Below are 24,914 nucleotides of genomic sequence, written 5' to 3' on the forward strand. Positions count from 1 at the left end.
CGGCGCCGTGTTGTGGTTCCGGTGTCGCGCCGCGGTGTCGATGTCGGGGCGGAATCCCCTCCGCACGCTCCCGCGCACCTCGTCCGTTCGGCAGCTTCTCGCCTTTGTGCAGCGGAACATGACGGCCAGTCACCTTCTCTGACGGTGCTCTCGCGCCGAGTGCCCGGTTTTCGTATGCCGGTGACGGTTTCGTGCTGACATCTTCCTGCAACGCGCTTGCCCCGGTATGGGCGCACTGACTTACATGAAAGCGGTGGGCCCCCACGCATCACGCCTGCCCCGCACACATCGTCGTCGCCACCGACCTCACCACTCCTGGCGGCGGTGTCCGTGTGCGCTCAGCCGACCCCGCCCGGCCACAGGACCTGACCACCTGTCGCCCGGCCAAACAGTCGAGAGTTAGAGGGCGCATGTCTGTCCACGGGGACTCCCTCCTGCCATTGACCGCTGCTCAGGCGGGCATGTTCTACGCACAACGGCTCGACCCGGCCAACACCGTCTACAACGCGGGCGAGTACCTGGAGATCCACGGCGCGGTGGACACGGGGCTGTTCGAGGCCGCGCTGCGACGGGTGGTCGGGGAGGCCGACGCGCTGCGCGTCCGGGTGGTGGAGACCGAGGACGGGCCGCGCCAGTTCGTCGAGCCCGCCCGGGAGTGGCGGCTGGAGGTCGTGGACCTCGGCGGGGAGGCGGACCCGCGGGCCGCGGCCGAGGCCCGGATGCGCGCCTCGCTGGCGCGGACCGTCGACCTGACGGCCGAACCACTGTTCCGCTTCGCGCTGTTCGGGGCCGGACCGGACCGATGGTTCTGGCTGCACCACTACCACCACATCGCCGTCGACGGCTTCACCGTCGCGATGATCGCCCGGCGGGTGGCGGCGGTGTACACGGCACTGGTCGCGGGCGAGGAGGTGCCCCCGACCCCGTTCGCACCGCTGGCCGAACTCGTCGCCCTCGACCAGGAGTACCGCCGCTCCGAGCGGTTCACCGACGACCGCGATCACTGGGTGGCCGAACTGGCCGGCCGGACCGAGCCGGTGAGCATGTCGGGGAAGCGGCCGGGCACGGCCCGGCGGCTCGCCCGGCGCACGGCGCGGCTGGACGCGGCGAGCACCCGCCGGCTGCGGGAGCTGGCACGGGCGGCGGAGGTGCCGTGGCCGGCGCTGGTACCGGCCGCGAGCGCCGCGTACTTCCAGCGGATGACCGGCCAGTCCGAGGTGGTGCTCGGGCTGCCCGTCACCACCCGGCTGGGCAGGGCGGCCAGGTCCGTGCCCGGCATGGTCTCCAACGTGCTGCCGCTGCGGCTGTCGGCCCGCCCGGCAATGACGGTGGCCGAACTGCTGACGCACACCCACGGCCGGATGCGCGCGGCGATGCGCCACCAGCGCTACCGGTACGAGGACCTGCGCCGCGACCTGCGGCTGCTGGAGGACGACCAGCGGCTGATCGGCCCGCAGATCAACATCATGATGTTCGACTACGACCTGCGCTTCGGCCCGCACCGCAGCACCGTCCACAACCTCTGCATCGGCCCCGCCGACGACCTGTCCGTGATCGTCTACGACCGCGGTGACGCCGACGGCCTCCAGATCGACTTCGACGCCAACCCGGACCTGTACCCGGACGAGCTGATCGAGGCGCACCAGGAACGCTTCCTGGCCTTCCTGGACCGGCTCGCGGCGGCCGGACCGCAGGCGCTCGTCGGCCGCATCGACCCGGCCGGCACGGCCGGCCTGCCGGGCACCGCCGCCCCGGTCCGGCACGGCGGTGCGCACGGCAACCTGGCGGAACTGTTCTCCGCGCAGGCCGCCCGGGTGCCGGAGAAGGTCGCCGTCTCCTTCGAGGGAACCGAACTCACCTACGCGGAGCTGGAGGAGCGGGCCAACCGGCTGGCGCACCTGCTGATCTCCCGAGGGGCCGGGCCCGAGGGCTTCGTGGCGCTCGCGGTGCCGCGCTCGGCGGAGATGGTCGTCGCCCTGCTCGCGGTCATCAAGTCCGGTGCCGCGTATGTGCCGTTGGACCCGGACTACCCGGCCGACCGGATCGCGTTCATGCTCGCGGACGCGGCACCGGCCCTGGTCGTGACCGCCGACGGCGGCGACCGGCCCGGGACACCCACCGTGGACCTCGCCGACCCCCGCACCGGGGCGGCGCTCGCCGGCTTCCCGGCGAGCGCGCCCACCGACGCCGACCGCGGCGCACCCCTGACCCCGGCCACGCCCGCGTACGTCATCTACACCTCGGGATCGACCGGCCGGCCCAAGGGCGTCGTGGTCCCGCACGCCAATGTGGTGCGGCTCTTCGACAGCACCCGGCACTGGTTCGGCTTCGACGACGACGACGTCTGGACGATGTTCCACTCCTACGCCTTCGACTTCTCGGTCTGGGAGATCTGGGGCCCGCTGCTGCACGGCGGCAGGCTCGTGGTGGTGCCCCACGCGACCAGCCGCTCCCCGGAACGGTTCCTGCGGCTGCTCGTCGACGAACGGGTGACCGTGCTCAACCAGACCCCGTCGGCCTTCTACCAGCTCATGCGCGCGGACGCCGAGAACCCCGAACTCTCCGCCCGACTGGCCCTGCGCTCCGTGGTGTTCGGCGGCGAGGCACTGGACCTGTGGCGGCTGGGCGACTGGTACGCGCGGCACGACGACACCGCTCCGGTCCTGGCCAACATGTACGGCATCACCGAGACCACGGTGCACGTCTCCCACATCGCCCTCGACGCGGCCGTCGCCGCCGGGGGCCGGGGCAGCGTCATCGGCGGCCCCATCCCCGACCTCGCCGTCCACGTCCTGGACGACGCCCTGCGACCGGTGCCGCCGGGCGTGGCGGGGGAGATGTACGTCTCCGGCACGGGCCTGGCCCGCGGCTACCTGGGCCGCCACGGCACCACCGCCGAACGCTTCGTGGCCGACCCGTTCGGACCGCCCGGCACCCGGATGTACCGGACCGGCGACGTGGCCCGGTGGACCGGCGACGGCAGGCTGGAGTTCGTCGGCCGGGCCGACGCCCAGGTCAAGATCCGCGGCTTCCGGATCGAACCGGGCGAGATCGAGTCGGTGCTGTCCGCACACCCGGCCGTCGCCCAGGTCGCCGTGATCGCCCGCGAGGACCAGCGGGGAGACAGGCGGCTGGTCGCCTACGCGGTACCGGCCGACGGCCGGACCCTGGACGGGCTGCGGGAGTTCGCCGGCCGGTCGCTGCCGGACCACATGGTCCCCTCGGCGGTGGTGCCGATGGACTCCCTCCCGCTCACCGCCAACGGCAAGCTGGACGCCCGCGCACTGCCCGCCCCGGAGTTCACCGCCTCCGGCGGCCGGGGCCCGCGCACCCCGCAGGAGGAGATCCTCTGCCGGCTGTTCGCCGAGGTGCTCGACGTGGCCGGGGTCGGCATCGACGACAGCTTCTTCGACCTCGGCGGCCATTCGCTGCTCGCCACCCGGCTCGCCGGCCGGATCCGCGCCGCCTTCGGCGTGGACGTCGGCATCGCCGCGCTGTTCGCCGCCCCCACGGTGGCCGGTCTCGCCGAGCACGTCGCCCGCGACGGCGACCGGGACAGCTCGCTCGACGTCCTGCTGCCGCTGCGCCCGCACGGCGAACTGCCCGCGCTGTTCTGCGTGCACCCGGCCGCCGGGCTGAGCTGGATCTACTCCGGCTTCCTGCGCCACGTGGAGGCCGAACGCCCGATCTACGGGCTCCAGGCCCACGGTCTGCGGGACGCCTCTGCCGCGCCGGACTCCATCGAGGAGATGGCCGCCGCGTACATCGCCGAGATGCGCAAGGCGCAGCCGTCCGGCCCGTACCACCTGCTCGGCTGGTCCTCCGGCGGCGTGGTCGCCCAGGCGATCGCCACCCGGCTCCAGGAGGAGGGCGAGGAGGTCGGGCTGCTGGCCGTCCTGGACGCCTACCCCGGACTCGAACTGCCACCGCTGGACGAGCAGGAGATCATGGCGACCCTGCTCGACTTCGCCGGTTTCGACCGGCGCCGGCTGGGCCCCGAACCGCTGGAGTTCCAGCGGGTCGTGGAACTGCTGTGGAAACTCGACAGCGCCCTGGCCGGCCTCGGCGAGCAGGACATCACCGCCATGGCCCGCGTCTACGGCGAGGCCGGCGAGCTGATGCGACGGTACCGGCCGCGGCGCTTCACCGGGGACATGCTGTTCTTCGTGGCGACCCTGGACAAGGTCGCGTTCTCCCCGACACCGCAGACCTGGCAGCCGTACGTGGACGGCGAGATCGAGGTGCACTTCGTCGAACGGGCCCACACCGACCTCCTGAAGCCGGCCCCGCTCGCGGAGATCGCCCGGGTGGTGGCCGACCGCCTCGCCGCCACCGGCGAGCCGGCCGCCGGGCGGGAGCCGCGCCCCGAACGGGTGCCGCTCTCCGCCGGGCAGCGCCGGCTGTGGTTCCTCAGCCGCCTGGAATCCGGGCCGTCCTCGCCGGGCACCTACAACGTCCCCTTCGCGCTGCGGCTCTCCGGCCGACTGGACCGGGAGGCGCTGCGGCTCGCGCTGGGCGACGTGGCCCTGCGGCACGAGAGCCTGCGCACCGTCTTCCCCGACGTGGACGGGGTGCCCCACCAGCTGGTGCTGGACTCGCCGGTGGCCACGGCGCCCACGCTCGTGGTCCGCCGCGCCGCCGACGACGAGCTCGTGGAGATCCTGGCGACGGCCGCCGCGACCCGCTTCGACCTGTCGGCCGAGCCGCCGTGGCGTGCCGAACTGATCGAGACGGCACCGTCCGGGACGGCCGACGGCGAACCCACCGAGCAGCACGTGCTGTCACTGGTGATCCATCACATCGCCTGCGACGGATGGTCGTTGGGGCCGCTCACCCGCGACCTCGCCACCGCCTACGCCGCCCGCCGGGCGGGCACCGCACCGCGCTGGACGCCACTGCCCGTCCAGTACGCCGACCACACCCTCCAGCAGCACGGGCTGCTGGGCGCGGAGGACGACCCGGACAGCCGGCTCGCCGGACAACTCGCCCACTGGTCCGAGGTGTTGAGCGGGATACCGGACCGGATCGAGTTGCCCGCCGACCGGCCCAGGCCGCCGGTCGCCTCGCACCGCGGGGACACCGTCGACATCTCCCTGGACAGCGAACTGCACACCCGCATTGCGGAGTTGGCGCGAAGACGAGGAGCCAGCGTCTTCATGGTGCTCCAGGCGGGCCTGGCCGCACTGCTGACCCGGCTGGGAGCCGGCACGGACATCCCCGTGGGCAGCCCCGTCATGGGCCGCCCCGACGAGGCGCTGGAAGACCTCGTCGGCTTCTTCGTCAACACACTGGTGCTGCGGACCGACACCTCCGGCAACCCGGGCTTCGGCGAGCTGGTGGACCGGGTCCGCGAGGCCGACCTGACCGCCTTCGGACACCAGGACGTGCCGTTCGACCGACTGGTGGAGGTGCTCCGGACGCCCCGCTCGCTCGCCCGCCACCCGCTGTTCCAGGTGATGCTGGCCTTCCAGGAGGACCCCGGCACCGAGGTGCGGATGCCCGGCCTCGACGTCCGGCCCCACCCCGTCCCGCGCCGCAGTGCCAAGTTCGACCTCACCCTGGACCTCACCGAACGGCGCGCCGCCGACGGCGCCCCGGCCGGTCTGGACGGCGTACTGGAGTACGCGACCGACCTGTTCGACCGGGACACCGCCGACCTGCTGGCCGCCCGGCTGGTCCGGCTGCTCGACGCGGCCACCGCGGATCCCGGGACGCCACTGGGCAGACTGCCCCTCGACCGTCCCGGCGACCGGCACCAGGTGCTCGTCGAGTGGAACCGCACCGACCGCCCCCTCCCGGCGACCACCGTCCCCGCCCTGTTCGAGCTCCAGACCTACCGCACGCCCGACGCCGAGGCCGTCACCGCGGCCGGCCGGACCGGCGAAGTCCTCGGCTACGCCGAACTCAACGCCCGCGCCAACCGGTTGGCGCACCACCTGATCCGCCGGGGCATCGGCCCCGAGGACTTCGTCGCGGTGTCCATGCCGCGCACCCCGGACCTGGTGGTCGCCGTGCTCGGCGTGCTCAAGGCGGGCGCGGCCTACCTACCGGTCTCGCCCGACCACCCGGCCGACCGGGTCGCGTTCATGCTCGCGGACGCGGCACCCGCCCTGGTCCTGACCGACCTCGCGGACCTGCCGACGGCCCACCTGCCCGACCACAACCCGACCGACACCGAACGCGTCCGGCCACTGCTGCCGCAGCACGCCATGTACGCCATCCACACCTCCGGCTCCACCGGCCGGCCCAAGGGCGTGGTGGTCTCCCACGCCTCGGCGGTGGACCTGGCCCTGTGGGCGGGGCAGGCGCTAGGCCCCGACGCGCTGGCCCGCACCCTCTTCTCCACCTCGCTCAACTTCGACGTCTCCGTCTTCGAACTGTTCGGCACCCTGCTCGCGGGCGGCCGGGTCGACATCGTCCGCGACCTCACCGCACTCCTCGACCGGCCGGACGGGCCCTGGACGGGCACACTGATCAGCGGCGTCCCCTCGGCGGTGGCACCGATCCTGGCCCAGTCGCCCCCGCCCGCCGAAGCGGGCACCGTCGTCCTGGCCGGCGAGGCACTGCCCGCCCACCTGGTCCACGACATCCGCGCGGCGCTCCCCGGCGTCCGGATCGCCAACATCTACGGCCCCACCGAGGCCACCGTGTACGCCACGGCCTGGTACGCCGACCCCGGCCTCGACGTCGACACGGCACCGCCGATCGGCCGGCCCGTCACCAACACCCGCGCCTACGTCCTGGACGCGGCGCTGGAACCGGTGGTCGTCGGAAGCACCGGCGAGCTGTACCTGGCCGGGGCCGGCCTGGCCCGCGGCTACCTGGGCCGTCCGGGACTCACCGCGGAACGGTTCGTCGCCAACCCCTTCGGCGCCCCCGGCGAGCGGATGTACCGCACCGGGGACCTGGCCCGCTGGACCGCGGACGGCGAGATCGAATACCTCGGCCGCACCGACAGCCAGGTGAAGGTCCGCGGCTTCCGCATCGAACCGGGCGAGATCGACGCCGTGCTGGCCGGGTTCCCCGGGGTGCGCGAGGCCGCCACCCTCGCCCGCGAGGACCGGGCGGGCATCAGACGGATCGTCTCCTACGTGGTGGGGGACCCCGAAAACCCCCTCGACACCCAGGAGTTGCGCGCCCACGCCGCTGCGAAACTGCCCGACTACATGGTCCCGGCCGCCTTCGTGGAACTGGAGCGGATGCCGCTCGGCCCCAGCGGCAAACTGGATCGGGCCGCGCTGCCGGAGCCGCAGCTCGCCGCCCCCTCGGAGCAGACCGCCGGCACCGACGCGGAGCGGCTGCTCTGCGGCCTGGTCGAGGAACTGCTCGGACTGCCGCACGTCGGCCCCGACGACCACTTCTTCACGATCGGCGGCGACAGCATCGTCTCCATCCAGCTGGTCAGCCGGGCCCGGAAGGCGGGGCTGCTGATCACCCCGCGCGACATGTTCCAGCAGGACAGCATGGCCGCGCTGGCCGCCGTCGCCCGCCCCGTCGACACGGTGGACGCGCTCGCCGACGCGGCCGACATCGGCACCGGCGAGATACCGGTACCGCCGATCGTGCACTGGATGCGCGAACGCGGCGGCCCGTCCGCCGGGTTCACCCAGTCGATGCTGCTGCGCGTCCCGGCCGACCCCGGCCCCGACCGGCTGACCGCGGCCCTCCAGGCGGTGCTCGACCACCACGACGTCCTGCGGCTGCGCCGGACGTACGCGGCCAACGGCAGCGGCTGGACGCTCACCGCCCAGGAACCCGGCACCCTGGACGCGGCCGACTGCCTGCTGCGGGTGGACGTCTCCGCGGTCCCGGCCGACCAGCTGGACTCCGTGATCGACGGCCACGCCGCGGAGATCCGGCTCGTGCCCGACGAGGGCCGGATGATCCGGCTGGTGTGGTTCGACGCCGGACCCGGACGGCCCGGACTGCTGCTGGCGGTCGCGCACCACCTGGTCGTCGACGGCGTGTCCTGGCGCATCCTGGTGGCCGACCTCGCCGCCGCCTGGAACACCGGCGACGGCTCGGCCCTCACCCCGGTGCGCACCTCCTACCGGCGCTGGGCGCAGCACATCGCCGCCCTGGCCCACGAACCCGCGCTCCAGGCCGAGCTGCCGACCTGGCGGGCCGTGCTCGCCGGCCCCGACCCGCTGCTCGGCGAACGCCCCCTCGACCGGACCCGGGACGTGCTGGGCACCTCGCGCCACCTGGTGGCCACCCTCCCGGCGGAGGCGACGGCGCCCCTGCTCGGCACCCTGCCGACGGCGTTCTCCTGCGGCGTCGACGACGTGTTGCTCACCGCGTTCGCCGCGGCGCTCGCGGACTGGCGGCGCCGGCTGGGCCTCGGTGCCGGCACCGAGGTGCTGCTCGACCTGGAGGGCCACGGCCGGGACACCGCCGAGTCCCTGGACGTCTCCGGCACCGTCGGCTGGTTCACCACCCTCCACCCGGTGCGGGTGGACGCGGGAGCGACGGCGCCCGAGGACGGCGACGCGCTCGCCCGCAGCCTGAAACAGGTCAAGGAACAACTGCGCGCGCTGCCCGGCAAGGGCCTGGGCTACGGGCTGCTGCGCTACCTGGACCCCGAGGCCGGACGGGAGCTGTCGGCGCTGCCCGCCCCCCAGATCGGCTTCAACTACCTGGGCCGCTTCCCCGCGGCGCAGGACGCCGACTGGGCCATGGTGATCGGCGACGACGCCCTGTCCGGCGCCGCCCGCGGCGTCGACCCCGACATCCCGCTGGCCCACCTGCTGGAGTTCAGCGCCCTGGTCGAGGACGGCGCCGAGGGGGCCCGGCTGTCCGTGGTGACCGCCTGGCCGTCCGCCCTGCTGCCCGAGTCCGACGTCCGCGACCTGGTGGACACCTGGCTCCGGGCGCTCACGACGCTGGCCCGGCACGCCGAACGGCCCGACGCCGGCGGCGTCACCCCCTCCGATCTGTCGGTGGCCATGAGCCAGGACGAGATCGACGAATTCGAGATCGACCTGCTCAGCGATTGGGAGTCCTGATGAAGCCCCGCCTGGTGGACGTACTGCCCCTGTCTCCGGTGCAGGAGGGACTGCTCTTCCACTCGATGTACGACGACGGCACCGACGTCTACACCGTGCAGCTCGCCTTCGACCTGGAAGGACCGCTGGACGTCGACCGCCTCACCGGGGCCGCCACCCGGGTGATCAACCGGCACGACAGCCTCCGCACCGCGTTCCGCCAGCGCAGGAGCGGCGAATCGGTGCAGGCCGTGCTCAGCGAGGTACCGGTCAAGGTCGTCGAGCACGACCTGTCCGGACTGGAGGGGGCCGCCCTGGAGGAGGAGCTCGACCGGCTGGCCGACGAGGACCGCACCCGGCGGTTCGCCCTGGACCGCCCGCCGCTGCTGCGCCTGACCGTCGTGCGGACGGGCGGGGAGCGCTGCCGGCTGCTGCTCACCAACCACCACATCGTGCTGGACGGCTGGTCGACCGCGATCCTGGTCGGCGAACTCTTCGCGACCTACGCGGACCCCGCGACGAAACCGGCCCCGGCCACGCCGTACCGCGACTACCTGGACTGGCTGGCCGGGCAGGACCGGGACGCCGCGGTGGCGGCCTGGCGGGAGACGCTGGACGGGGTCACCGGACCCACCCTGGTCGCCCCGGCGGACCCGGAACGGACCGCGGTGGTGCCGAGCAAGCTCGTGGTCACCATGACCGAGGAGGAGACCACCGCCCTGGTCGCCTCCGCACGGAGCCTCGGACTCACCCTGAACACCGTCGTCCAGGGCGTGTGGGGCGTGCTCGTCGGCGAGTTGACGGGCAGTCAGGACGTGGTGTTCGGCACCACCGTCTCCGGCCGGCCCCCGGAGCTGCCCGGCATGGAGTCCATGGTCGGACTCTTCGTGAACACCGTGCCGGTACGGGTGCGCACCCGCGCCGACGAACCGCTGGCCCACCTGCTCCGGCGGGTCCAGGACGAGCAGGTGCGCCTGCTCCCGCACCAGCACCTGGGGCTCAGCAGCATCCAGAACCTGGTGGGCACCGGCGAGCTGTTCGACACCAACATGGTGCTGGAGAACTACCCCGTCGACCCCGACGCCCTCCAGGGCACCATCGGCGACGACCTGCGCATCCTCGGCCTGGAGGGGCGCGACGCCGCGCACTACGTACTGACCTTCTTCGCCGCGGTCGTCGAGGGCCGGATGCACCTGCGCCTCGACTACCGCCACGACCTGATCGACGGCGAGAGCGCACGGGGCGTCGCGGACCGCGCCCGGCGGCTCCTGGAGACCTTCGCCGCCGAACCCGACCGCCCGCTGGGCGCCGCCCGGGGGCCGGCCCCCGCCGAGCGGCACCGGGTGCTGCACGCGTGGAACGACACCGCGAACCCGCTGCCCGACCGCTCGCTGCCGGAACTCTTCGCGGAGCAGGTGGCCCGCACCCCCGACGCGATCGCGGTCGGCTTCGGGGACGAGGAGATCACCTACGCCGAACTGAACGCCCGAGCCAACGCCCTGGCGCACCGGCTGACCGGGATGCGCATCCGCCCCGAGGAACCGGTGGCGATCCTCCAGGACCGCTCCGTCGACCTGGTCGTCTCCGTCCTGGGCGTGCTCAAGGCGGGCGGTGCGTACGTACCGCTGGACGACCGCTACCCGACCGAACGGCTCACGCACATCCTCAACGAGACCGGCACCGGCGTCGTGCTGGCCGACGCCGCCCATGTGAGCGGTGAACTCACCGGCGTGGTGACCCTGGTGGTGGGCGGCGAGCCGCACGACGACGCCATCACCACCGACCCCGAACCGGTGCCGCACAGCGGCCAGTTGGCGTACGTGATGTACACCTCCGGCTCCACCGGGACGCCCAAGGGCGTCGGGGTGACCCACCGCGACGTCGCCGCGCTGGCCCGGGACCGCTCGTTCGGGACCGGGGCGCACCGGCGGGTGCTGCTGCACTCCCCGCAGGCGTTCGACGCCGCCACCTACGAACTGTGGGTGCCGCTGCTGTCCGGCGGCCGGGTCGTGGTCGCCCCGCCCGCCGAGCTGGACATCCCGACCCTGGAAGAGGTCATCGCCCGGCACCGGGTCACCGGACTGTGGCTGACCGCGGGCCTGTTCCGGCTCCTCGCGGAGGAGAAGCCGGGCGCCCTGGCCGGAGTGTCCGAGGTGTGGACCGGCGGCGACGTCGTCCCCGCCGAGTCCGTCCGACGGGTCTTCGCACACTGCCCCGGCCTGGTGCTGGTGGACGGCTACGGGCCCACCGAGACCACCACCTTCGCCACCCGGCACCGCCTGGAGCCGGACGCCGAGGTACCCGCATCGGTGCCGATCGGCACCCCGCTGGACAACATGCGGGTCTACGTACTGGACGCCGGACTGCACCCCGTACCGGTCGGCGCGGCGGGCGAACTGTACATCGCGGGCGCGGGGGTGGCGCGCGGCTACCTCGGCCGGCCCGGCGCCACCGCCGAACGCTTCGTCGCCGACCCCTTCGGGCCGCCCGGCGGCCGGCTGTACCGCACCGGTGACCTCGCCCGCTGGAACCCCGCGGGCGAGATCGAGTACCTGGGCCGGGCCGACGACCAGGTGAAGATCCGCGGCTTCCGCATCGAACCGGGCGAGATCGAGGCCGCCATCGCCAGGAGCCCGCAGGTCGGCCAGGTCGCCGTGGTGGTGCGCGAGGACCGGCCGGGCGACAAACGGCTGGTGGCCTATCTGGTGCCGGCCGCCGAGCGCGACGAGGCCACCGAACTCGAAGCGGTCTCCGAATGGTCCGACCTCTACGACAAGATGTACACCGAGCACGCCGCGACAGGAGGCTTCGGCGAGAACTTCGGCGGCTGGAACAGCAGTTACACCGAACGGCCCATCCCGCTCGACGACATGCGCGCATGGCGCGACGACACCGTCGAGCAGATCCGCGCCCTGCGCCCCCGCCGGGTCCTGGAACTCGGCGTCGGCAGCGGCCTGCTCCTCGCCCCGCTGCTGCCGCACGTCGAGGAGTACTGGGGCACCGACCTGTCCCCGGTCGCCGTCCACAACCTGGAACGCGCCCTGGAACGGCACGGCCGGCACACCGACCGGGTCACCCTGCGCACCCAGCCCGCACACGACTTCGACGGATTGCCCAGGGGCCACTTCGACACCGTCGTCATCAACTCCGTGGTGCAGTACTTCCCGCACGCGGAGTACTTCACCGACGTACTGCGCCGGGCCGTGGAACTGCTCGCCCCCGGCGGCGCCGTCTACGCGGGCGACATCCGGGACCTGCGCCTCCAGCGCGCCTTCCAGACCGGGGTCCGGCTGGCCGGGGCCGAACCCGGCACGGACGCCGGAGCCCTGCGCACCGCGGTCGACCGGGGCGTCCGGGCCGAGAACGAACTGCTCCTCGCCCCCGAGTACTTCGCCGCGCTGCCGTCCGTGATCGACGGCATCGGCGCCGTCGACATCCAGCTCAAGGGCGCCTCGTACCACAACGAACTGAGCCGCTACCGGTACGCGGCCGTACTGCGCAAGGATCCGGTGGACCCCCTGTCGGCCGCCGACGCCCCCACCGTCGCCTGGGGCGCGCAGGTGCGCGACGTCGAGGAGGTCGCCGCCCGGCTCGCCGACGGCCCCGAACTGCTCCGGGTGACCGCCGTCCCCAACGCCCGGACCGCCCCCGAGGTCCGCGCGATGCGCGCGCTGGACTCGGGCGCCGACGCCGAGGAGGTGCGCCGCGCCCTCACCGAAGGACCGGCCGCGATCGAACCGGACGCCTTCCGCGCCCTCGCCGCCCGGCACGGCTACCGGGCCCACCTCACCTGCTCCGGACCCGAGGCACTGGACTCCTTCGACGTGGTGCTGGTCGCCGACGCATCGGCCGACCGGCCCCTGCACGGCACCTGCCCGGCCCCGCCCGACGGCCCGGCGGCCCACGCCAACACCCCGGTGACCGTCCGCGACCTCGCCGGAAACGTCCGCGAGCTGGTGCGCGACCGGCTGCCGGAATACATGGTGCCGACCGCGTTCGTCACCCTCGACGCACTGCCGCTGACCCCCAACGGCAAGGTGGACCGCAAGGCGCTGCCCGCTCCCGACTTCGCCGCCGCCACCGGCGGGCGCGGCCCCGACACCGCCGTCGAGGAAACCCTCTGCCGGCTCTTCGCCGAGGTGCTGCGACTGCCCGCGGTCGGCGTGGACGACAGCTTCTTCGACGTGGGCGGCGACAGCATCTCCTCCATCCAGCTGGTCAGCCGGGCCCGCAAGGAGGGACTGGTCTTCACCCCGCGCGACGTCTTCACCCGGAAGACCGTCGCCGGCCTCGCGGCACTGGCCGCCGCGGACACCGACCGCGCACCCGTCGTCGCCGAGCACTCGGACGCGGGCATCGGCGAGCTGCCGCCGACCCCGATCATGCACTGGCTGCGCGAACTGGACGGCCCGGTCGACGGATTCAGCCAGTCCATGCTGGTGACCACCCCGGCCGGACTGGAGAGCGGCCCCCTGACGACGGTCCTCCAGACGCTCCTCGACCACCACGACGCCCTGCGGCTGAAACTGACCCGCCGGGACGGGCACTGGTCGCTCGAAGTGGCACCGCGCGGCGCGGTCCAGGCCGCCGCACTGCTGCGCCGCGCCCCGCTCGCCGACCTCGACCGGGAGGCCGCGGCGGCCCGCGACCGACTCGCCCCCGACGACGGGGTGATGGTGCAGGCGGTCCTGTTCGACACCCCCGACGGGGAACCCGGCCGACTCCTCCTCGTACTCCACCACCTGGTCGTCGACGGGGTGTCCTGGCGGGTGCTGCTGCCCGACCTGGCCGAGGCATGGCAGGCGGTGGCCGCGGGCCGCACCCCCGCGCCCGGACCCGTGCCCACCTCGCTGCGCCGCTGGTCCCAGGGCCTGACCGAGGCCGCCCGCACCCGGACGGACGAACTCCCCTTCTGGCAACGGACCCTGGCGGAGCCCGACGCCCCGCTCACCGACCTCCCGCTGGACCGGGCCCGGGACGTGGCACGCACCGCGAACACCCTCTCCCTCACCCTGCCGCCCGAGGTGACCGGACCGCTGCTGACCACGCTCCCCGCCGCCTTCCGGGCCGGGGCCAACGACGTACTGCTCACCGCCCTCGCCCTGGCCGTCACCGACTGGCGGCGGCGCCGCGGCGGCGACGACGGCGCACTCCTCGTGGACCTGGAGGGCCACGGCCGGGAACCGGTGATCGACGGCGTCGACCTCTCCCGCACCGTCGGCTGGTTCACCAGCATGTGGCCGGTCCGGCTGGACCTGACCGGGACGGACACCGCGGCCGCGCTGGACGGCGGCCCGGAGGCGGGTGCCGCCCTGAAGCGGATCAAGGAACAACTGCACGCGGTGCCCGACAACGGCATGGGATACGGGCTGCTGCGCCACCTCAACGAGGACACCTCAGGCCCCCTGGCCGAACTCGCCCGCACCGCACACCCGCAGATCGCCTTCAACTACCTGGGCCGGCTGCCCGCTTCCGCCACTGCCGACGGGACACCCGGCGAGTGGGCCCCGGCACCCGAATCGGGCGTGCTCGGCGGCGGCGGTGACGGCGACCTGCCCCTGGCGCACGCGCTCCAGATCAACGCGCTGACCGAGGACCACCCCGACGGACCGCGCCTGTCCGCCACCCTCGCCTGGCCCCGGGCCCTGCTCGGCGAGCCGGACGTCCGCGACCTGCTCGACACCTGGGAACGGGCGCTGACCGCCCTGGTGCGCCACGCCGGGGCGCCCGGCGCGGGCGGACTCACCCCGGGCGACCTGCCCCTGGTGTCCCTGACCCAGCGGGAGATCGAGACGTTCGAGGCCCGGTTCCCCGAACTGGTGGACATCGTCCCGCTGGCACCGCTCCAGGAGGGCCTGTTCTTCCACGCGGGCTTCGACGAGAGCGCCCATGACGACTACATCGTCCAGACCTTCTTCGACATCGAGGGCGGGCTGGACACCACCGCGCTGCGCGAGGCCGGCCGCGCCCTGCTCGCCCGCCACGCCAACCTGCGCTCCGCGTTCTGCCAGCGCACCGGCGGCGCGGTCCAGGTGGTCCTCCCCGAGGTCGAACTCCCCTGGCGGGAGCTGGACCTGAGCGGGCTGAGCGAGGAGGACGCCGCCGAACGGTTCGAGCAGACCGCGACCGCCGACCGCGCCACCCGCTTCGACCTCGCCCGGCCCCCGCTGATCCGGCTGATGGCGATCCGGCTGGGCGACGGGCGCCACCGGATCGTGCTCACCAACCACCACATCCTGCTGGACGGCTGGTCCATGCCGCTGCTGGTCGCCGAACTGTTCCGGCTCTACACCCACCGGACGCTCGGCGCCGCCGCCCCGCCCGCCCCCACCCCGTACCGGGAGTTCCTGTCCTGGGTGGCCGGACGCGACGCCGCCGCGGCCCGCACGGCCTGGGCGAAGGCCCTGGACGGGCTGGAGGGGCCGACGATACTGGCGCCCGCCGGACCGGCCGGCCGGAGCGCGGTGCCCGAGCAGGTGATCGTCGGCATCACCACCGGGCTGACCGACGCGCTGACCGCCCGCGCCCGCGAACTGGGCGTGACGCTCAGCACCGTCCTCCAGGGCGCCTGGGGACTGCTGCTCGCCGCCCTGTCCGGACGGGACGACGTGGTGTTCGGCGGCACCGTTTCCGGACGGCCCGCCGAGATCCCGGGCATCGAGTCGATGGTCGGCCTGTTCATCAACACCCTGCCGGTACGGGTACGGATCGAGCCGGCCGAGACCCTGGGCGAGCTCCTCGGCCGCCTCCAGGCACAACAGGCCGAACTCCTCGACCACCAGCACATCGGCCTCACGGAGATCCAGCAACTCACCGGCTGCGCACCGCTGTTCGACACGATCACGGTCCTTGAGAACTATCCGCTCGACGCCGAGGCGATGCGCGAACCGGCCCCCGGCCTCACCATCGGCGCCGTGGACGGCCGGGACGCCACCCACTATCCGCTGACCCTGGCCGGACTCCCGGGCGAGGAACTGCACCTGCGCCTGGGCTACCGGTCCGACCTGTACGGCGAGTCCGAGGCCCGGGACCTGGTCGCCCGCCTGATCCGGGTCCTCACCCGGATCGCCGAACGGCCCGATGCCCCGGTGGCCGCCCTCGACCTGCTCGTCGACGGCGAGCGCGACCGGCTGCTGTACGGCTTCAACGCCACCACCATCGAACTGCCGCCCGCGGGCACGGTCCACGACACGTTCGCCCACCAGGTGCTGCGCACGCCCGGCGCGGTCGCGGTGCGCTGCGGCGGGCGCGACACCTCCTACCGCGAGCTCAACATCCGCGCCAACGCGCTGGCCCACCGGCTGCGCTCGACGGGCGTCGTCACGGGCGACCGGGTCGCGGTGCTGCAGAACCGGTCCGTGGACCTCGTGGTGTCGCTGCTCGCGGTGCTGAAGGCGGGCGGCGCCTACGTCCCGCTGGACGACCGCTACCCCGTGGAACGGTCCCGGCGCGTCATGGCGGACACCGGCGCGCGGGTGCTGCTGGTGGACGCGGCGCACGCCGAGCCGGGGTTCGAGCACGGGGCCCGGGTCCTGCGGGTGGACGAGGGGACGGACGGCGCGCACTACGACCTCGGGGTGCCGGTGCGGGCCGACCGGCTCGCGTACGTGATGCACACCTCCGGCTCGACCGGCGAGCCCAAGGGCGTCGCCGTCACGCACGCCGACATCATCGCGCTCGCCTACGACCGGGCGATCGCCCCGATCGCGCGCAGGCGGGTCCTGGTGCACTCGCCGCAGGCGTTCGACGCGGCCACCTTCGAGATCTGGGCACCCCTGCTGTCCGGCGGGACGGCGGTGCTGGCGCCCAGCGGCGATCTGGACCTGGCGGACCTGCGGGACGTGCTGCTGGAGGAGCGGATCGACACCGCGTTCCTCACCTCCGGACTGTTCCGGCTGCTGGTGCAGGAGCACCCGGAGGCCCTCGCCGGAGTCCGGGAGGTGATCTCGGGCGGCGACTCGGTCCCCGCCGAGAGCGTGCGCAGACTCCTCGAACACTGCCCGGGCACCGTGTTCAGCCACGCCTACGGGCCCACCGAGACGACCACGTTCGCGACCCTGCACCGGATCGCCATGACCGAGGACATCGGCCGCACCCTGCCGATCGGGCGCCCGCTGGACAACATGCGCGCCTACGTCCTGGACTCCGCCCTGCGCCCCGCCCCGATCGGCGCGCCGGGCGAGCTGTACCTGGCGGGCGCGGGCGTGGCACGCGGCTACCTGGACCGGCCCGGCCCGACGGCCGTACGGTTCGTGGCCGACCCGTACGACCCGACGGGTCGCCGGATGTACCGGACCGGCGACGTGGTGCGGTGGAACGCGCGTGGGGAGCTGGTGTTCGTCGGCCGGGCCGACGACCAGGTGAAGGTCCGCGGCTTCCGCATCGAGCCGGGCGAGATCGAGGCCGTGCTCGGCCGGGTCGAGGCGGTCGAGCAGGTGACGGTCCAGGTGCGCGAGGACCGCGCCGGCGACAAGCGCCTGGTCGCGTACGCGGTGTTCGACCCGGCGCTGCCCGTCGAACGGCGCCCGGACCTGCGGGAGGCCGCCGCCCGCACCCTGCCCGCCTACATGGTGCCCTCGGCCGTCGTCGCCCTGGACGCGCTGCCGGTGACCACGAGCGGCAAGGTCGACCGGCGCGCGCTGCCCGCGCCCGGGGCCGGGGCCGGGGACGGCCGGGCACCGTCGACCGAGACCGAGCGCGTGATGTGCGAACTGTTCGCGCAGGCGCTCGGGGTCCCGGAGGTCGGCGCGGACGACCAGTTCTTCGAGACCGGCGGGAACTCCCTGCTCGCGGCGGGCCTGATGGTCCGGGTCCGCGAGACGTTCGGCTGCGAACTCTCGGTACGGGCACTGTTCGAGGCACCGACCCCGGCGGCACTGGTGGCCCGCCTCGACGGCTCCGGCGGCGCCGACACCTCGCTGGCGGTGGTCTTCCCGCTGCGCGCGGCGGGCGAGCGGGAACCGGTGTTCTGCGTCCACCCGGGCGCCGGCCTGGGCTGGCCGTACTCGGGGCTGCTGCCCGAGCTGGCGGGCCACCCCGTGTACGCGGTGCAGGCCCGCGGCCTGACCGAACCGGACGCCCTGCCGGAGACCGTCGCGGAGATGGCCGCCGACTACGTCGAGCAGATCCGCAAGGTCCGGCCCACCGGCCCCTACCACCTCCTGGGCTGGTCCTTCGGAGGCATCGTCGCGCAGGAGATCGCCGTCCAGCTCCGGGAGGCCGGCGAGGAGGTCGGCCTGCTGGCCATGATGGACGCCTACCCGCACCCCTACGAGGGCGAGTACGAGCCGGTCACCGATCCCGCACAGGTCCTGGAGATGATGCTCGACTTCGTCGGCCGGGACCGCGCGGCGGCGGGGGAGGGGCCGCTGACACCGGCCGGGGTGGTGGAGGTCCTGCGCCAGGGCCACAGCAGCCTGGCGGACCTCACCGAGCAGCACGTCGCCGCGATGAGCCGGGTGATGGTGAACAACATGCGGCTCGCGGCACACGCCCGGCCCCGGCGGCTGGAGGGCGACGTGCTCTTCTTCGTCGCCACGGTGGAGCGGGCGGGCCTGCACATCGACGACTGGCTGCCGTACGTTGACGGCACCATCGAGATCCGCCAACTCCACTGCCGGCACAGCGAGATGACGGCCCCCGAGCCACTGGCCGCCATCGGCCGGCTGCTCGCGGAGCGGCTCGGCACCGGCATCGGCACCGACGAGGAAGGCCAGTCATGAACGAGCGTCCGCAGGACACCGGAACCGGCGGCGGACACCCCGGCACGGACGACGACGCCTCCCCGGCGACGGGCTCCGCCGGCGGGCCGGAGCGGCCCGTCCTGGACGAGCTGGTCCCGCGCTGGGACCGCGGCGAGCGCCACCGGCTGCGGGTGGACGCCCCCGCGGCGGCGGTGATCGACGCGGCCGACGGCCTGACCTGGGGCGAGGTGCCGAGCTTCCGCCTGGTCATGCGCCTGGCGGGCCTGGGCCGTACGCCCTTTCCCAAGGACGGCCGGGTGCTCGACATGTTCCTGGACAACGGCTTCCGGATGCTGCACCGCTCCGAGAGCCAGCTGGTGATCGGCGGGATCCAGCGCATCTCGCGCCGGCAGCCCATCGTCCCCATGGGGGACGACCCGGCGAAGGAGTTCCGCGACTTCGAGGCACCCGCCCACATCCTGACCTCCTTCGACTTCCGGTTCTCCGAGGGGGTGCTGACCACCGAGACCCGGGTGCGCTGCACCGACCGCAGGGCGCGACGGCTGTTCGCCGCGTACTGGCTGCTCATCCGGGCCGGCAGCGGCGGCATCCGCCACGTCTGGCTGCGCGGGGTCCGCCGCCGCGTCCGGGCCCGCGCGGCCGGGACGGGCTGAGGGACCGGCCCACGGGAAGGGCACGGAGCGAAGGGAACAGCGGGAAGGGAACCGGCCGGCCGGCTACCGCAGGACGAAACCGGTGCCGAGGTCGTCCGCGGGATCGAGCTCGAAGCGGTGCTCGCCGGTCCGGTACGCCGTCCCCGTGACCTCCGCGACGACGGCCGGGCGGCCGTGGGCGGTCAGCTCCTCGACGATCCGCGCGTGGAATCGGGTGCCGACGATCGAGTCGTGGACGAGGGTCCGGCCCGGTACGAGGCGACCGGTCGCCGCGAGCACGGCGACGCGGGAACAGGTGCCCGAACCGCACGGGGAACGGTCGACCTGGCCGTCGGCGAAGACGGTGACGTTGCGCTGGTGCGGGTTGCCGTCCTCGTCGTCGCCGAGGTCGTCGTACAGGATGGTGCCGTAGATGCCGCTGAGCCGGTCGTCGACGGGGTGCCGGGCGTACTCGGTGTCGTTCAGCGCCCATTTGACCTCGCGCCCGATCGCGATGAGGTCGGAGTAGTGCTCGGGGGTGACGGCCAGCCCCGCACCGGCCGCGTCCAGATGCGCGTAGATGGCACCGCCGTAGGCGACGTCGACGACGACGTCGCCGCGGGACGTGGCGACGGTGACGCGCTCGGCGAGCCGGTAGCCGGGGACGTTGACGAAGTCGACCCCGGTGATCCGCTCGCCCTCGGTGCGCACGCGCAGGGTGACCCGGCCCGAGGGCACGTCGATGACGACCGTGGTGACGCCGGAGGGGTCACGGGGGACACGGCCGGTCTGCACGGCCCAGACGGCGAGCGCGATGGAGCCGTGGCCGCAGGCCGTCGAGAAGCCGTCCTTGTGCCAGAACAGCACGCCGAAGTGGGCGCCCTCGTCGTCGGGCGGGGTGATGAACCCGCCGTACATGTCGGCGTGCCCGCGGGGTTCGAGGCACAGCAGCTTGCGCAGGCCGTCCACCTCGGGGTCGCCGATGGCGAACATCCGGCGCTCGGCGACGGTGGCCCCCTCGATGGCGGCCGGCGGCTCGGGGACGACGCGGAACGGTTCGCCACCGGTGTGGTAGTCGACGGTGCGTACCTGACGGATGGTCATGAGGTCCTCCTCGATCCGGACGCCGGTGCCGCGCGGGCCCTCGGGCACGGTGAGGTCCTCCGGGCGGGCCGCGCCGCTCCCTCGCCCCGTTCGGCGACGGCTCCCGGACGATATCCCGCACCGCGCCCGCCCGGTGCCCGGAAGTGCCACTGGCACCGATCGGCCGGAGCCCGGGCCGGGACACCGCCGCGCACGGGCCCGCCCCGGCTGTCGTACCCGGACCGTAGGGTGGATTTCCTGGTCGGAATTCGGGAGGAACGGGCCCCATGGAAGCAGCCACCGCACGGTTCATCGAGGAGTCCACGGCCCTGCCGCCCGCGGCGCTCGCCGCGCTGTACGAGGAGTTCCTCGACCGCCGGAGCTCCGGCGGCCGCGACGCCGGCCGCGCGACCAGGGTCTCCGCGTCGGAGAACTCCGCGATCGAACGCGCCGTCAGCACCGCCCTCCTCCGCCGCACCGACGAACTGGACGCCTTCCGCCCGCACCTCCGCTTCGACGTCAAACCCATCTGCGCGATAGCCGCGCGCGCCGTCTGCAAGCGCGCAAAACTGACGGAGGACCAGTACCGGGTGCTGCTGGACCCGTTCGCGGCGGCGGGAGTCACGGTCCCGGGGCGGTGAGCACGGGAACCACGACCACCGCCCCGGCGGGACGTACGGGGGAGCGCTGCCGTGCCGCCACGTACTGACCCGCCCGGGGGCGCGCGCCGCCCCGGGCGCCGTCCGGGCCGGGTGCCGGCCGGCGGCGCGTCGTCCGGCGCCGCGCGTGGGGGCTGTGCGCGGCCCAGTTCGGCCTGGCCGCGCTCTCCGGCGGCGCGTACGGCCTGTCGCGGGAGGCACGGCCCCGTCCTGGCCCCGGCCATGAGGGGCCGCCCGGACCGCGGTCAGTGGTGACCGGTGTGGCCGCTCGGGGCCAGGCGGCGCGGGGTGGTGTCCTCGGTGCCCGGGGGAACGATGACGAACTGCCCCATCATGCCCTTGTCCTCGTGCTTGAGGATGTGGCAGTGATACATGTACGGGGTCCTCGGATCGGTGTGGCGGCCGAATTCGACGGCCACCCGGACCTTCGTCTTGCCGGGCACGTAGACGGTGTCCTTCGGGCCGCGCAGGTGTGCCGGTGGCCGGTCCCCGTCGATGTCGAGTATCCGGAAGACGACTTCGTGGATGTGGAAGTTGTGGGAGAAGGTGATGTTGTCCAGCTCCCAGGTCTCACGGGCGCCCGCCGGTACGACCTCGTCGATACGGGTCAGGTCCATGGGCTCGTCGTTGATGTGCGAGCCGTACAGCGTGAAAGTGCGGGTCCGGCCGCCCTCGGCGGGCGGAGCGAGGGCCGTGAGCCGGGCGGGCAGCGGGGCGGAGGGGGCGAGTCCCGGGGCGGCCGTCAGCTTCAGCAGGTCGTAGCTGCCGTCCTCGATCTCGTCCCCGCCCGGGAACCCCTTGAGCAGGACGTCCTCACCGGCCTCGAAGGAGACGACGATCTCGAAACGCTCACCGGGGCTGATCCGGACCCGGCGCACCGCGACCGGCCGGGAGAGCAGCCCGGCGTCGCTCGCCACGACGTGGAACTCCCGTTCGTCCGCGAAACCGACGGTGAAGACGTGCGCGTTGGAGCCGTTGAGCAGCCGGAACCGCACCCGGCTCGTCGTCACCCGGAAGAACGGGTCGTAGGTGCCGTTGATCAGGACGTCGTCGCCGAGCGGACCGAACGTGCCGCCGAAGTCCTCGTCCAGTTCGCCGTCCTCGGTGAACTTCCGGTCCTGGATGATCAGAGGGATGTCGTCCTTCCCGTACGTGCGGGGCAGCCCGGTGTCGTCGGTGCCCTCGGTCTCGTCGTCGAGGAGGAACATCCCGGCGAGACCCCGGTAGACGTGGACGGCGGTCCTGCCGTGCGGGTGGGGGTGGTACCAGGTGGTGGCGGCGGGCTGGTCGACGGTCCACTCCGGGGACCAGGTGGCGCCCGGTTCCACCATCTGGTGCGGGCCGCCGTCCATCACCGCGGGCAGCCGCATGCCGTGCCAGTGCAGGGTGCTGGCCTCGCCCAGCGCGTTGGTCACGGACACCGCGACGCGGTCGCCGCGCCGGGCACGGAGCGTGGGGCCGAGGTGGGCGCCATTGACGCCCCAGGTCCTGGCCCGCCTGCCGGGCAGCAGTTCGCTGCGCCCCTCCTGCAGACGCAGCGCGAAGCGCCGTACCCCGTCGGGGTCGGGCCGGGGGTCGAGGACCGGCGGTATGCGCAACGGATTGCGGAACGAGAGGGTGCCCTCGTTCCCCTCCGCGCCGCCGCATCCGGTCAGCGCCAGTCCCGCGAGTCCGGTCAGGGCCAGGAAGCTGCGTCGTCTCATGGTCCGGAATCCTGCGGGAGGCACGGGGCGAAGTCGTCGGCACGGAACGGCAATTACGGCGTACACCCGGGGCGGCAGTGTCGTACCAGGGCGGTACGGAAGGTGCCGCCGCCCGGCCGACGCGGCGACGGCGGCCCGTCCGGCAGGCTGATCCCATGGACGGACACCTTCTCTCCGCAGCCCCGAAGGATCAACTGCCTTTCACCGCACACTCGTTGGTGATCCTGGTCCGCGCTCCGAACAGTGACAGGATGTTCGCGGCGCGGGGGGACACACGCCCCGGTGACGGTGCGGGGGCAAAGGGGTGGGAACGTGACACGAGCGGGTGATGCCGCGATGGGGGCCGGGCTGGTGCTCGTCGTCCTCGTCGGGGGCCTGCTGGAACTGGGCCCGCCCGGCCCGTCCGGCCCCATGGGCCCGGGAGCTGTCGTCCTCGCCGTCGTGGCGGGCGTCGCGACCGCCCTGCGCAGGCGGTTCCCCGTCGGCTGCCTCGCGGTGGCCGACGCGGCCACCTTCGCCTGGTTCCACCTCGACTACCAGGGCAGACTCATCACCACTGCCCCGCTGATCGGCTGCTACACGCTCGCGGCCCGCCGGGGCTGGAGGGCGGGAGTGGCGGGCGGGGTGCTGACCGCCCTGTGCACGCTCCTGACCGTCCGGTTCGTACTGAGTGGCGACTGGTTCACCGACCAGGTGTTCAACGCCGTTCCCCTGGTGGCCGCCGCCACCGCGCTCGGTGCGGCTGTGCACTCGCACCGGGCGTTCGCCAGGGGCGCGCGGGACTGGGCGGAACGGCTCGCCGAGGCCCGCTCCGACCAGGCCCGCCGACAGGCGGCCGAGGAGCTCCTGGAGATCGCCCGCGAACTGCACGACGTCTTCGGCCACACGATGGCGGCGATCAGCGTGCAGGCCGGGGTCGCCGTCCATGTGATGCGTCGCCGACCGGAGCAGGCCGCCGAGGCGCTGAACACCATCAAGCGGATCAGCGACGAGGGCCTCGCCGAGGTGCACGTGGTGCTCGGCGCGATGCGTTCGGAGAACCTGTGCACCGCCACCGCCACCGGCAGCCTGGCCAGGCTCGACGGACTGCTCGACATCCCGGGGGTGCGGGTCGAGTTGACGCGCGTCGGCGAGAACCGGACCGTCCCGGTCACGGTGGACCTCGCCGCGTACCGGATCGTCCAGGAGTCGCTGACCAACGTGCGTCGGCACGCGCACGGCGCCACCCGGGTACGGATCGAGCTGACCTACGACGAGCGGCTGCGCATCGTCGTGCGCGACGACGGAAGACCCGACGGCACCTCCACGACCGTCGGCGGCAACGGCATCGGGGGCATGCGGGCGCGGGCGGAGAAACTGGGCGGCACGCTCACCGCGGCCCGGACGGCGGACGAGGGATTCGAGGTGCGGTGCGAGTTGCCGATCCGGAAGGACAACACATGATCAAGGTACTCATTGCCGACGACCAGGCCCTCGTGCGGGGCGGGTTCCGGGTACTGGTCGACAGCGAGCCCGACATGACGGTGGTCGGCGAGGCGGGCGACGGCGCGAGCGCGGCCGAACTCGCCCGCACCACCCGCCCGGACGTCGTGCTGATGGACGTTCAGATGCCCGGGGTGGACGGCATCGAGGGCGTCCGGCGGATCGTCGCGGACCCGGCGCTCGCCACCGTGCGCATACTCATCCTCACCACCTTCGACGAGGACCACTACGCCATCGAGGGGCTGAACGCGGGCGCGAGCGGATTCCTGCTCAAGAACACCGATCCGGCCCAGCTCCTGCACGGCGTGCGGGTCGTCGCGGGCGGCGAGGAACTGCTGGCCCCCGGCCTGACCCGGCGCCTCATCGCCCGGATGACGAAACCCGCCGCCGCGGTCGACGGCGATGTCTTCGCCCAGCTCACCACCCGTGAACGCGAGGTCGTGGCGCTCGTCGCCCAGGGCATGAGCAACGAGGAGATCACGCGCGAACTCGTCATCAGCCCGGCCACGACCAAGACCCACGTCAGCCGCGCGCTGGCCAAGCTCGACGCCCGCGACCGCGCCCATCTGGTCGCCCTCGCCTACCAGAACGGCCTGATCCGGCCGCACTGACCGTACCGATCGCATCGCCGCACCGATTGCAGGAGCGCCGGTCCCCGCTGCTCTGC

The 24,914-nt window shown here is 73.6% G+C and carries 8 protein-coding genes; 6 read left to right on the forward strand and 2 right to left on the reverse strand.

Annotation, left to right across the window (positions count from 1 at the left end):
• Nucleotides 1-440 precede the first annotated feature (440 nt).
• From ACFYW1_RS02685 to ACFYW1_RS02695, 3 genes are read left to right on the forward strand one after another with little or no spacing between them, the layout of a single operon-like run.
• Nucleotides 441-9,005 carry an amino acid adenylation domain-containing protein gene (locus tag ACFYW1_RS02685; RefSeq protein WP_388985964.1) on the forward strand — a complete coding sequence of 2,855 codons (8,565 nt, stop codon included), beginning with the start codon at nucleotides 441-443 and terminating at the stop codon, nucleotides 9,003-9,005.
• Nucleotides 9,005-18,706, forward strand: a complete 9,702-nt coding sequence (locus ACFYW1_RS02690; protein ID WP_388985966.1) for an amino acid adenylation domain-containing protein — start codon at nucleotides 9,005-9,007, stop codon at nucleotides 18,704-18,706. The genes ACFYW1_RS02685 and ACFYW1_RS02690 overlap by 1 nt, the downstream gene beginning before the upstream one ends.
• Complete coding sequence (locus ACFYW1_RS02695) at nucleotides 18,703-19,341, forward strand: hypothetical protein (RefSeq protein ID WP_388985968.1); 639 nt, start codon at nucleotides 18,703-18,705, stop codon at nucleotides 19,339-19,341. The genes ACFYW1_RS02690 and ACFYW1_RS02695 overlap by 4 nt, the downstream gene beginning before the upstream one ends.
• 63 nt (nucleotides 19,342-19,404) lie before the next feature.
• On the opposite strand, the gene ACFYW1_RS02700 is transcribed toward ACFYW1_RS02695, so the two are convergent.
• Entirely contained in the window at nucleotides 19,405-20,424 is a 1,020-nt protein-coding gene (locus tag ACFYW1_RS02700) for a proline racemase family protein (protein ID WP_388985970.1), read from the reverse strand.
• Between the two features lie 266 nt (nucleotides 20,425-20,690).
• Here ACFYW1_RS02700 and ACFYW1_RS02705 point away from each other — a divergent pair, with 266 nt between their 5' ends.
• Complete coding sequence (locus tag ACFYW1_RS02705; protein WP_388985971.1) at nucleotides 20,691-21,044, forward strand: hypothetical protein; 354 nt, start codon at nucleotides 20,691-20,693, stop codon at nucleotides 21,042-21,044.
• A gap of 263 nt (nucleotides 21,045-21,307) precedes the next feature.
• On the opposite strand, the gene ACFYW1_RS02710 is transcribed toward ACFYW1_RS02705, so the two are convergent.
• Nucleotides 21,308-22,765, reverse strand: a complete 1,458-nt coding sequence (locus ACFYW1_RS02710; RefSeq protein ID WP_388985972.1) for a multicopper oxidase domain-containing protein — start codon at nucleotides 22,763-22,765, stop codon at nucleotides 21,308-21,310.
• A gap of 312 nt (nucleotides 22,766-23,077) precedes the next feature.
• Between ACFYW1_RS02710 and ACFYW1_RS02715 the strand changes: the two genes are divergently transcribed.
• Together ACFYW1_RS02715 and ACFYW1_RS02720 are read left to right on the forward strand one after the other, a co-directional pair.
• A complete protein-coding gene (locus ACFYW1_RS02715; RefSeq protein ID WP_388985974.1) occupies nucleotides 23,078-24,208 on the forward strand; it encodes a sensor histidine kinase in 1,131 nt (376 codons plus the stop codon).
• Nucleotides 24,205-24,858 (forward strand): response regulator, encoded by a 654-nt coding sequence (locus ACFYW1_RS02720; RefSeq protein WP_388985976.1) that lies wholly within the window; start codon nucleotides 24,205-24,207, stop codon nucleotides 24,856-24,858. Before ACFYW1_RS02715 ends, ACFYW1_RS02720 begins: the two co-directional genes overlap by 4 nt.
• Nucleotides 24,859-24,914: the final 56 nt, after the last annotated feature.

Origin of the sequence: Streptomyces sp. NPDC002669 (genome assembly GCF_042889165.1) — a bacterium.
In the GTDB taxonomy this organism is placed as follows: Bacteria; Actinomycetota; Actinomycetes; order Streptomycetales; family Streptomycetaceae; genus Streptomyces.